Origin of the sequence: Anoxybacillus sp., from assembly GCF_036834105.1 — a bacterium.
Taxonomy (GTDB): domain Bacteria; phylum Bacillota; class Bacilli; order Bacillales; family Anoxybacillaceae; genus Anoxybacillus.
The window spans coordinates 1-10082 of the sequence record NZ_DAITON010000014.1 but is presented as its reverse complement, the minus strand read 5'-3'; the positions used below and the strand labels follow the sequence as shown (position 1 = coordinate 10082).

Genomic DNA, 10082 nt, shown 5'->3' with positions numbered 1-10082 from the left:
ACAATATTCCCGTTATTATTTTCGCATGGATCGCGGCCATCGTACTATAAAAAGGAGCTACTTTCACGGTAGCTCCTTTTTTGTCGAAACATTTTCGCGCATTCCGACATTTTTTTAAAAAGAAATATGTTAATGTATTGTAAAGTATATTTCAATTTTGTAAATATGCACAGAGGAGGGGTTGAAACGATGATTTCACAATTTATCGGTCAAACAGAGGCAGCGATCCTCCGCTTTTCCAACTCATTATTGGCAGAGATCGAATTAAAGATTAAGAAAAAACAAATTATTTCACAACATCAAGCAATGAAATATGCGAAACGCCAAATTGAATTATTTGTAAAACAACTACATTTGCGTAAAGCGCTAACTGCTGTATATCAATCTGAATTATACATTTACGTGTCTAAAAAACTGGCTCACCTATTTAAACGATATCGTGTTCTCTACTGTTTGTAGTCTCATATTTTCTTTACGATTTGAAAGTACTCCTCTAGCGTAATTTGTTTCTCATAAATTACTTTGGCAGCTTTTTCACCGACATAACGCAAATGCCAAGGCTCATACTGGTATTTTGTTATATGTTCTTTTCCTTTCGGGTAGCGAATAATGAAACCAAATTCATGCGCGTGCTCGGCTACCCATTTTCCTTCTAATGTATCGCCAAATGCAGGTGTTATCGCATATTGAACGTTTGGACTTGTAATATCGATCGCTAATCCTGTTTGATGTTCACTTTTTCCAGGCATCGCAACAGCAACAACCGCCTTTTCTTCCCCTAATCGTTGAACTTCAGAAGCAAATAATTGTTGTTGTCGCTCATACGAACGATAACCTGACACTGCATACAACATGATTTGTTGTTTTTTTGCCGCTGTAAACATCGCTTCTAACGCCTTGGCGGCTTCTGCGCGCATATAACGTTTTTCGACATTTGTTTCTTTGAACGTAAACGGAACATTCGGAATGACTAAGTCAGCCGGTTTGTAGTTAGCTGGCAATTGTTGCTCCTTATTTACTAGAGCTAATATGTTGTCCGGATTAATAATGACTTTTACCCCATTTTGCACTTCAATCTGGTTCCAAAACCGTTCTTCAAGTACGAGCTCCTCGTGTTCCCCCGCTTCAGAAGACGGCGCTGGCGTTTCAGAAGATCGTGCCGGCTGCTCGACTTGTGTAGGGGGACTAGGTTTTTGTTCTTGCTCATACAACCCAGACGATTGACAGCCACTAATGACCATAACAAAACAATATAACCATTTTTTCATCTCTTTCTCCCTCACGAATGGAAGAAAGCTCCGCGGAAAGTAATCCACAGGAGCTTTCTAATTATTTACTTATTGACGGATAGCCGTTTCAAGCGCAACCTCAATCATTTCATTGAACGTCGTTTGTCGTTCTTCAGCCGTTGTCTCTTCTCCTGTTAAAATGTGATCACTTACCGTTAATACTGACAACGCTTTGCGACCGAATTTAGCAGCTAAAGTGTAAAGCGCTGTCGTTTCCATTTCTACCGCTAACACGCCGTAACGGGCTAGCTTTTCAAATTGCGCATTTTCATTATAAAACATGTCGGCTGTAAAGACACTTCCAACTTTTAGTTGCAATCCTTTTTCTTTTCCAATTTCATATGCTGTTTTCAGCAAGTCAAAGTTAGCCGTTGGAGCATAATCAATGCCTCCGAATGTCATACGATTCATTTGAGAATCGGTTGAAGATGCCATCGCTAAAATGACATCACGAACGTTGACATCTTTCTGGATCGCTCCACACGTTCCAACACGAATTAACGTTTGAACATTGTAGCTTTGCATCAGTTCAGTAATATAGATAGAGATGGATGGAACCCCCATCCCTGTTCCTTGAACGGAAATACGATGCCCTTTATATGTACCAGTAAATCCTAGCATGCCACGAACTTGGTTATAGCAAGTCGCCCCTTCTAAAAACGTTTCGGCAATATATTTTGCGCGAAGCGGATCCCCAGGAAGTAAAATTTTATCCGCGATGTCATGCTCTTTTGCACCAATATGAACACTCATTTTTTATCCTCCTCCTTCTGTCCATTCTTGCATATATACTATACCATACTCCTATGTTTCGCTAAAGTATTGTTTTTCATGTACAAAAAAAGAGGGGATCCCCCCTCAAGATATTTTACGAAAATACTTCGGCTTCACGTATAAAACTTTTTTATCTTCACTGACAACATATTTTTTCTTTGCTTGCTCGTAATGTTCATACACGAGGTAGCAAACAACGTAAATTGGCAACATCGCTTCTAAAGAAGCTAAATAAATGAGATAAAACGGATGTGCGTTTGTTTCGAACATGCCACTAAATACATAGTAAGCGCTTGCAATAACAACGTTAGTTATACTAATGTTAGCGAGATGAAGAAGGAAAATTTTCTTTCTCCGCCCAATGAGCCGCTCTAGTTCAAATTTAATAAACAATGAACAAAAAATTGCAATAACCCCTACGACCGCAGAAATAATGAATGCAAACATTGCTCATCCCACCTCATATGTATATTTTTTGTCATCTTGTCGATGTTAATAAGTAACTTGATGTAAAGGAGGGTTCCAATTGGGAAAAAAACACCGCAATCGTATCAATAGCCCAAAGAAAAATAATCATGTTCCAAAAGAAATACTGACCGCCGAAGCTGAAGCACACGATAAAGAGTATAGTGCAGAAAAGCGGAAAAAATAATCCCCTTGTTTGCACAAGGGGAAATATTCATCATACTCTAACCTTGTGCTAATTGTCTATATACAATATAGCACAATTTTGTGAACATTTAAAGACATTTTTTATCGCACATGCATGCGGTGAATGCGCTCCCATCCATCTGGGCTTAAGCGATAAAAAAATTGTCCATATCTTCCTTCGTCAATAAGCAAGATGTCGCCTGTCCCTACGTAGCGTGCATCATAATCTTTCGGCACTAGATCAGGAACGTTAAACATTCGATAAACTTCTGCTAATACGTCATCGTGATCTTCTCCGTTTACTGTTAAGCGATATACTTGGCGATACCCTTTTATTTGACCAAATTGCGGGGTTTGAAAAAGCGTTACATCATAACATTGCGTTGATTTTAATATTTTCTCCATAAACATCCGAATCACCAATATCCACTCCCTTTTTTCTTTTTGTAACTATTAGCGATTCGTTTTGTCGATTCCTTTTTCATTTTTTTACTATTTTTGTCGAATATATATAAAGTTCCGACATAATTATACATAAAAAAAAGACTGGGAGCCCCCAATCTTTTTAAGCGTATCGTCGAATGAGTGAAGCAAGATCTGTTTGTAATGTTTGGATGTGCTGCTCATTAATCGCCACACGAATGAACGTTTCATCTAAATCGAGTGCTTCCGCAAACAATCCAGCCAGCCCACGCGCGCGTCGATCTACTTGAATAAGCAATTCAAACGCATTTGTCCCTTGGGCAAAAAAAATGATTTCCACCTCATCAAGCTTCCCGCGAAATTCTCCTCTAACTGGTACAAACTCAAATTCTTGAACAAAAGGGAGTCGTTTACGAATACGATAAGCGGCTTCTTTACATTCGGCTTCTTTCAATCGAAATCCTAAGTTTTCCATCGCTTGAAATACTGCGTTCATCACTCGATTAGGTTGAACACGAATGTAATCTTCATCTGTTGGGTCAATTGCATTTTTTATATCAAGTCCCGTGTGTAACCATACTCTGGCTTTTCCGACTGTAATCGGTGTATCGAGCGGAAGGGAAAAAGAAAACGGAAACTCTTTCTTTTCTCCTGCACGAATGACAAAAGATTGAGCGATTTTCCACTTCTCAATAATTGCGTGTTTCGTCACTTTTCGATCATCTACTTCTTTCGTATATGTAGCGCAAAGGGATAAATATATATCGTCAATCTGTTGATCTATACTCCCCCCTGTCACCTCGACAATCCCTGCCATACGTTCACCAAGCGATAATTGTGACTCATACAATTTTGTATCTACCTTCGCTGCACCAATTCCAATGCTTGCTAATACTTTATTAAATAAGCCCATGGAAATAGCCTCCCCTTATTTTTCATTTCCTATATGTTATACGCACGAAAAAAGAAAATGTTTCAAATAAAAAACGACGGAACGACCGCCGTTTTATTCATCAATCATTTCCTCATCAATAATACATTTTTCAATCAAATAATCAAACATAATGTCTGCTATTTCTTCAATTTCACATTCTGTTGGAACAAAGCCCCTCCGAACAAGTTCATTGTAAAAGAACTCTGCAATTTCTTCCGTATCAATAACCACTTCAATTTCTTTCACAATATCGCCCCCTTTGTATTATGTTATGAGAAAATCATTCACTTATGTCACCCGTTTTTTATGTATATTTGCCGTTATACACACATACGTTGAAAGTAAAAAGAAACGGAGGACAAGCTTATGGATGAACGGATCGATCGATGGATGGAAACGATCACGAATACATTATTTTATAGCATCATCTTTTTTTGTGTTCCTTATTTCACGTATGTGGTATGGAAATATTTATGATTTTTATTCGCGTCGTTTCCGCTTGGTAAATTTTTTGAGTTGCTCGACAATTTGCTCCATCATTTGTTTATATTGTTCATCGCCAAATCGATCGTATAGCCATTTGTAGTCGTTATAAATATCTAATAACCCATCAATAATCTCTCGTTCTTCTTGTTTCCGGCGCAGCCGCTCATTTTCAAATTTCCTTGATATCACATGAATGTCACTCCAATGTTAAACATGATGATTAGTAATAGTATATGTACATATAAAAAAGCCGACACACAACGTCGGCTTTTTTATATCGCATAAGATGCTGGAGTAAAATCAATATCAAATCCTAAATCCTCTAACATTTGAAAATCAGCATGTTTTTCTTGTCCAGCTGTCGTTAAATAGTCCCCAACAAAAATAGAGTTTGCAGCATATAAACCGAACGGTTGTAAACTACGTAAATTCACTTCTCTCCCCCCGGAAATACGAATTTCTTTCGTTGGGTTGATGTAACGGAACAACGCCAATACTTTCAAACAATAGCGCGGATTTAGTTCCTTTGTCCCTTCTAACGGTGTTCCGTCAATCGCATGAAGAAAATTCACCGGAATGGAGTCTGCATCTAGCTCCTTTAAACTTCTTGCCATACGAACCACATCTTGTTTCGTCTCCTTCATACCAATAATGACACCGGAGCATGGGGATATTCCTACCTCTTTGACCGTTTCTACTGTACGTACGCGATCATCATATGTATGGGAAGTCGTGATATAAGGGTGATGCTCCTTTGATGTATTGATATTATGGTTATAACGATCGACACCCGCCTCTTTTAGACGTAGCGCTTGTTCCGGCGTTAATATTCCTAAACAAGCACATACTTTCAAACCATATGTTTCTTTAATTTCTTTCACAGCAGATACAACAACATCAATTTCCTTATCACTCGGTCCTCTCCCGCTCGCAACGATACAATATGTTCCTATTTTCGCCTCATACGCTCGTTTGGCACCTTGTAAAATGGTATCCTTATTAACCATTTTATATGTTGGGACAGAAGCTTTCGATATGGCAGATTGCGAACAATATCCACAGTTTTCTGGGCACAATCCTGATTTTGCGTTCATAATCATATTTAATTTCACTTTATTTCCGTAGTATGTTTTACGAATACGATACGCACCTTGTAGCAATAATAGCAACTCTTCATCCGGACAGTTTAATATTGCAAGCGCTTCGCCGTCCGTAATTTCTCCCCCAGCTAATACACGGTCAGCCAACGATAACCAATCCATTGTTCTCCCCCTTTACTTCTAATTACCAATAATCGTATTCGATCAACTTATATATGTCAACAATATTTTTTAAATAGTTAACAAAAAAACTAGCGGGAATGTCCCGCTAGAAGTTTAGCTTCACTTTTTAATTGTTGGAGAAAGCACGATACCACCACCTGATGACTTTATAAACGATAAACATGCTTTACAAAGTATACCTAAAACGTTTCGACAATATTTCGAGCGATCCATACTCCACACGCTCCTGCTTGCGCAAGCCCACGTGTAATCCCTGCCCCATCTCCCCCAACATATAATCCTGAAATTTCCGTTTCAAAACGTTCGTTTAACTTTGGACGAGCAGAATAAAACTTCGCTTCTACACCATAAAAGAGTGTATGTTCTGAAGCAATACCTGGGGTAACATGATTTAGTGCTTCTGTCATTTCAATTAAACTTTTCATCGTATTGTATGGAAGGACGAGACCTAAATCTCCTGGAACGGCTTCTTTTAGCGTCGGCTCAATAAATCCTTCTTTAATTCGTTTTTCAGTTGAACGTCTACCTTTTAAAATGTCTCCATATTTTTGTACAATTATCCCACCATTCGATAGCGCATTGGCTAAACGAGAAATTTGATGAGCATATTCATTCGGTTGATCAAATGGATCAGAAAACTTATGAGAGACAAGAAGGGCAAAGTTTGTATTACTGCTTCCTAACTTTGGATCTTTATACGCATGGCCGTTTGCAAGCATAATACCCGAATGATTTTCAACAACAACATGACCGGACGGATTACTGCAAAAAGTTCGAACTTGCGTCCCTACGGATGTATTAAAAATAAACTTACCTTCATATAAATGTGTATTAATTTCTTCCATGACTACATTAGACGTCTCCACTCGAACACCGATATCCACTTGATTATTTATCATTTTCAATCCGCGACGCTTCAATATGTTTGTTAACCATGTAGAACCATCGCGTCCTGGAGCGATTACAACACGGTCAGCGTATAGCGTATCTCCACTTTTCAGCTGAATTCCTTTGACGTGATTCGTACCATCTACTTTTTCAGTTAAAATATCGTCCACTTCTGCTTTAAACATCATATCAATACGTGTCCGTAAATATTCATATATACTCTTTAAAATTTCTAAGTTTTGTTCTGTGCCGAGATGGCGAACTTGAGCACGTAGCAACTTCAATCCAGCAGCATAGGCGCGTTTTTCGATTTCCCGCACTTCATCTGTAAGTGGATCTGTAAGCGCATGAGTCGCGCCGTGCTTTAAGTTAATTTCGTCAACATAACGAATGAGTTGTAATACAACTGAGGCAGGCAAGTAATCGGTCATCCAACCACCAAACTCACTCGTAATGTTAAACTTGCCGTCCGAATAAGCCCCTGCTCCTCCAAATCCATTCGTAATTGAGCAAGCTGGCAAACAACCTGCATAATCTTTTTTTCCAACTGGCGGCGGACATTTCTCAATCTTCTTCTGCAAAATTGGGCAATTTCGTTTATAAATATCATGTCCTTTATCAACAAGCAGCACGCGTGCTCCTGGCAATTTTAATGTCAATTCATAACAAGTAAAAATTCCTGTAGGACCAGCACCAACGACGATCACATCATAACGATTATTCATCATTCATCCCTCACCTTTCCATTTTCCGAATGTTAATATACTAGATGTTCGTTAAACAGTCAATAAAAAACGATCTTTTTTAAAAATAAAATATAAAAATGTTCGTATTTATTTTGTATAAAAAAAGAACGGTGTACACCGTTCCATTAAAAATAACGCTTTTTCCAAAAAACAAATGCTGTAATACTTGAAAAAGCTAACGAAATACCTAAAGCAACTAAATAGGCATACGGTTTATCTTGATATGGGATCGGGACGTTCATTCCATAGAAGCTCGTCACCATTGTTGGAAAAGAAATGACAATCGTAATCGCAGCTAAAAATTTCATTACAATATTCAAATTGTTTGAAATGACAGAAGCGAACGCATCCATCATCCCACTCAAAATGCTACTATATACCTCCGTCATCTCAATTGCCTGTTTATTTTCAATAATTACATCTTCTAACAATTCTTGATCGTCTTCATACATACGTAAATAGTTTAACCGAAGCAATCGCTCCATCACAATATTGTTCGCTTTTAACGATGTGGTAAAATAGACGAGACTCTTTTCTAAACTAAGCAAAGAAAATAACTCTTTATTTTGCATCGACTGATGTAGCTGTTTTTCAATTTCACTTGTTTTGCGATTAATTTGTTTTAAATATCTTAAATAATATGTTGAAATCATATATAACATTTGCAAAGCAAAACGCGTTTTCATATACGTATAAAAATTTTTCACTTTATTTTTTGTGAACTCTTCAAAAATTGGATTTTCTTGAAGACAAACCGTAATGAAACATGTATTTGTAATAATCATTCCAATCGGAATCGTTTCATACGTTGGAATGTTTCCTTCATCATACGTAATAATCGGAATATCCACAATGATGAGTACATGATTATCTTCTTTCTCAATACGTGAACGTTCTTCATCGTCAAGCGCATCTTTAATCGAGTCAATCGGAATATTGAGATGCTCTGCAATATAACGAATTTCGCTTTCTGTTGGGGAAACAAGATTTACCCAACAACCATTTTTTAGTTCATGAATTTCTTCTAATTTTCCTTGTTCATTTGATAAGTAAATGTTCATCATGGCGTAACCCCCCTATCTGATTTACAAGAGGTAAGCGCCGCTCTTTTGCCGTTGGAGCGCCTGTTTCGTTTGTGAGCAGTACGTTCCAGCGCCAAAAAACGAAGCTACTTCCTCTATTCTTGCTGGTTCTGGTTCATTTGTACTCGCCCTGCTCATAACGGAACCGTCACTCCTTTCACTTCCACATTCATTACGGATTAATGATACATGTTTTCCCACCATTTGTATAGTTACTTTTTTATTTTTTCTCGAATGAAGCATCCGAAATAGAAAAATGTTTTTTGTTCTTCTATAATTGTTTATAAAGGATGGTGAACATAATGAATATACACATGTGTGATCAAGCATTTCAATGGTATAAAGAAGAGCTTCAACTGCAACGAGGAGACCTCGTTCGCTTTTTTGCCCGATATGGTGGTTGTAGCACCGTACAGAAGGGGTTTTCTTTAGGAGTGCATAAGGAAAAACCGATCGATGCTGCAGTGACATTAGAAATCGATGGGATCACTTTCTTTATTGAACAAAACGATACTTGGTATTTTGACGGCCGTGATTTGTATATTGAGTTTGACGAAAAACAAAACGAGCCAGTATTTACACACAAATAAAAGCGGGAGCATCCCGCTTTTATCTTTTTTTCGCTCGTTCATACGCTTCATGCCAATCAGGAAAATATTTTCTAATTAAAACAGGTTGAAATGTCTCTCTCGTCACGCAAACATGTTTTGAAGTGGCTGTGGCAGCAATTTCGTTTTTGGACGTTAACACTTCATATCCATAAACGACTCGAATGCCGTCATATGATTCTACCCATGTTTTGATCGTTGCTGTTTCTCCATATCGTAACGGCTTTTTATAAGAAATTTGCAAATCAATAACAGGGGAAACAATTCCCCTTCTCTCCATATCAGCATATTGAAAACCGAGCTGTTGAATGAAATGAGCTCGTCCAATTTCTAACCAGATGACATAGTTCGCATGATAAACAACCCCCATTTGATCTGTCTCTGCGTAGCGAACTTCAATCTCTTTCTGTGAAATCATCATGTTTTCTCACTCTCCGAGTTTAACGATACTTTATATTCATTTTACCATAAATATGAGGAAAGTAGAAAATGTCACATAGCATATAAAAAGCCGCACAGATGCGGCTTTTTACAATTCATATCCTCTTTCTCGCGCTCTCGCTTCGTCTTTAATCTCTGCTCTCATTGCCTCAATCGCTTGTTCACGACGCTCGTTTTTCTCCTTAATTTTTTCACGTTCTTCTGGACTAGCGAACGCCATCGTTTCTTCCGCCTTTTCGATATTTTCGAGCGTGTTTTGTACCATGTCCTGTAATTTTTCTACATTATCGCGACGATCATCATGATTTGGTTTCATCTTGTCATCCTCCTCATCGAAGTGAAATGTACACCATTTATCGTGTGCGTTTTCTTTTCATGTTATACAAACTATTTTATTTACTATAATATATTTATGTAAACTAATGATAAGGGCGAATACTCGCCCTTATTCCCCTTTTGTCTGGATAACTTGTGGAT

The 10082-nt window shown here is 37.9% G+C and carries 16 protein-coding genes; 3 read left to right on the top strand and 13 right to left on the bottom strand.

Annotation, left to right across the window (positions count from 1 at the left end; all coding sequences use genetic code 11):
- Positions 1–189 precede the first annotated feature (189 nt).
- On the top strand, positions 190–459 hold the full coding sequence (locus tag V7Z64_RS02920) for a hypothetical protein (protein ID WP_297991742.1): 270 nt from the start codon (positions 190–192) through the stop codon (positions 457–459).
- Positions 460–461: 2 nt separating this feature from the next.
- Here V7Z64_RS02920 and V7Z64_RS02915 read toward each other — a convergent pair whose 3' ends face one another.
- From V7Z64_RS02915 to V7Z64_RS02905, 3 genes are all read right to left on the bottom strand, one after another.
- Entirely contained in the window at positions 462–1268 is an 807-nt protein-coding gene (locus V7Z64_RS02915) for a M15 family metallopeptidase (RefSeq protein WP_297991740.1), read from the bottom strand.
- 69 nt (positions 1269–1337) lie between these two features.
- Positions 1338–2042, bottom strand: coding sequence for a purine-nucleoside phosphorylase (gene deoD, locus V7Z64_RS02910; RefSeq protein WP_297991736.1), 705 nt, complete (start codon positions 2040–2042; stop codon positions 1338–1340).
- Positions 2043–2147: 105 nt separating this feature from the next.
- Entirely contained in the window at positions 2148–2510 is a 363-nt protein-coding gene (locus V7Z64_RS02905; RefSeq protein ID WP_297991733.1) for a hypothetical protein, read from the bottom strand.
- 79 nt (positions 2511–2589) lie between these two features.
- On the opposite strand from V7Z64_RS02905, the gene V7Z64_RS02900 reads away from it, so the two are divergent.
- Entirely contained in the window at positions 2590–2715 is a 126-nt protein-coding gene (locus V7Z64_RS02900; RefSeq protein WP_003398676.1) for a hypothetical protein, read from the top strand.
- Between the two features lie 101 nt (positions 2716–2816).
- Here V7Z64_RS02900 and V7Z64_RS02895 read toward each other — a convergent pair whose 3' ends face one another.
- From V7Z64_RS02895 to V7Z64_RS02860, 8 genes are all read right to left on the bottom strand, one after another.
- Positions 2817–3125 carry a hypothetical protein gene (locus tag V7Z64_RS02895; RefSeq protein WP_080629240.1) on the bottom strand — a complete coding sequence of 103 codons (309 nt, stop codon included), beginning with the start codon at positions 3123–3125 and terminating at the stop codon, positions 2817–2819.
- Positions 3126–3279: 154 nt separating this feature from the next.
- Positions 3280–4050, bottom strand: coding sequence for a sporulation protein (locus tag V7Z64_RS02890; protein ID WP_297991730.1), 771 nt, complete (start codon positions 4048–4050; stop codon positions 3280–3282).
- Between the two features lie 93 nt (positions 4051–4143).
- Positions 4144–4317 (bottom strand): YozD family protein, encoded by a 174-nt coding sequence (locus V7Z64_RS02885; RefSeq protein ID WP_297991728.1) that lies wholly within the window; start codon positions 4315–4317, stop codon positions 4144–4146.
- Between the two features lie 234 nt (positions 4318–4551).
- The gene (locus V7Z64_RS02880; RefSeq protein WP_003396097.1) at positions 4552–4746 is read right to left on the bottom strand and encodes a hypothetical protein; all 195 of its coding nucleotides are present in this window, start codon (positions 4744–4746) and stop codon (positions 4552–4554) included.
- An 83-nt stretch (positions 4747–4829) separates the two neighbouring features.
- Complete coding sequence (gene bioB, locus V7Z64_RS02875; protein ID WP_297991723.1) at positions 4830–5819, bottom strand: biotin synthase BioB; 990 nt, start codon at positions 5817–5819, stop codon at positions 4830–4832.
- Positions 5820–6019: 200 nt separating this feature from the next.
- The gene (locus V7Z64_RS02870) at positions 6020–7453 is read right to left on the bottom strand and encodes an NAD(P)/FAD-dependent oxidoreductase (protein ID WP_297991720.1); all 1434 of its coding nucleotides are present in this window, start codon (positions 7451–7453) and stop codon (positions 6020–6022) included.
- Positions 7454–7599: 146 nt separating this feature from the next.
- On the bottom strand, positions 7600–8538 hold the full coding sequence (locus V7Z64_RS02865) for a magnesium transporter CorA family protein (RefSeq protein ID WP_297991717.1): 939 nt from the start codon (positions 8536–8538) through the stop codon (positions 7600–7602).
- A 21-nt stretch (positions 8539–8559) separates the two neighbouring features.
- Complete coding sequence (locus V7Z64_RS02860; protein WP_297991715.1) at positions 8560–8694, bottom strand: hypothetical protein; 135 nt, start codon at positions 8692–8694, stop codon at positions 8560–8562.
- 164 nt (positions 8695–8858) lie between these two features.
- Between V7Z64_RS02860 and V7Z64_RS02855 the strand changes: the two genes are divergently transcribed.
- Complete coding sequence (locus V7Z64_RS02855) at positions 8859–9146, top strand: HesB/YadR/YfhF family protein (RefSeq protein ID WP_297991712.1); 288 nt, start codon at positions 8859–8861, stop codon at positions 9144–9146.
- A gap of 19 nt (positions 9147–9165) precedes the next feature.
- Here the strand turns inward: V7Z64_RS02855 and V7Z64_RS02850 are convergent, their stop codons facing one another.
- Both V7Z64_RS02850 and tlp read right to left on the bottom strand, forming a co-directional pair.
- Entirely contained in the window at positions 9166–9585 is a 420-nt protein-coding gene (locus V7Z64_RS02850) for an acyl-CoA thioesterase (RefSeq protein ID WP_297991709.1), read from the bottom strand.
- A 108-nt stretch (positions 9586–9693) separates the two neighbouring features.
- Positions 9694–9921: a small acid-soluble spore protein Tlp gene (gene tlp / locus V7Z64_RS02845; protein WP_297991707.1), complete on the bottom strand. Its 228-nt coding sequence runs from the start codon at positions 9919–9921 to the stop codon at positions 9694–9696.
- Between the last annotated feature and the right edge of the window lie 161 nt (positions 9922–10082).

Coding starts and splice junctions, on each gene's coding strand:
- V7Z64_RS02865 (WP_297991717.1), bottom strand. CDS start 8,538: ATGATGAACATTTACTTATCAAATGAACAAGGAAAATTAGAAGAAATT.
- V7Z64_RS02905 (WP_297991733.1), bottom strand. CDS start 2,510: ATGTTTGCATTCATTATTTCTGCGGTCGTAGGGGTTATTGCAATTTTT.
- V7Z64_RS02855 (WP_297991712.1), top strand. CDS start 8,859: ATGAATATACACATGTGTGATCAAGCATTTCAATGGTATAAAGAAGAG.
- deoD (WP_297991736.1), bottom strand. CDS start 2,042: ATGAGTGTTCATATTGGTGCAAAAGAGCATGACATCGCGGATAAAATT.
- V7Z64_RS02915 (WP_297991740.1), bottom strand. CDS start 1,268: ATGAAAAAATGGTTATATTGTTTTGTTATGGTCATTAGTGGCTGTCAA.
- V7Z64_RS02870 (WP_297991720.1), bottom strand. CDS start 7,453: ATGAATAATCGTTATGATGTGATCGTCGTTGGTGCTGGTCCTACAGGA.
- bioB (WP_297991723.1), bottom strand. CDS start 5,819: ATGGATTGGTTATCGTTGGCTGACCGTGTATTAGCTGGGGGAGAAATT.
- V7Z64_RS02850 (WP_297991709.1), bottom strand. CDS start 9,585: ATGATGATTTCACAGAAAGAGATTGAAGTTCGCTACGCAGAGACAGAT.
- V7Z64_RS02895 (WP_080629240.1), bottom strand. CDS start 3,125: ATGTTTATGGAGAAAATATTAAAATCAACGCAATGTTATGATGTAACG.
- V7Z64_RS02890 (WP_297991730.1), bottom strand. CDS start 4,050: ATGGGCTTATTTAATAAAGTATTAGCAAGCATTGGAATTGGTGCAGCG.
- tlp (WP_297991707.1), bottom strand. CDS start 9,921: ATGAAACCAAATCATGATGATCGTCGCGATAATGTAGAAAAATTACAG.
- V7Z64_RS02920 (WP_297991742.1), top strand. CDS start 190: ATGATTTCACAATTTATCGGTCAAACAGAGGCAGCGATCCTCCGCTTT.
- V7Z64_RS02860 (WP_297991715.1), bottom strand. CDS start 8,694: ATGAGCAGGGCGAGTACAAATGAACCAGAACCAGCAAGAATAGAGGAA.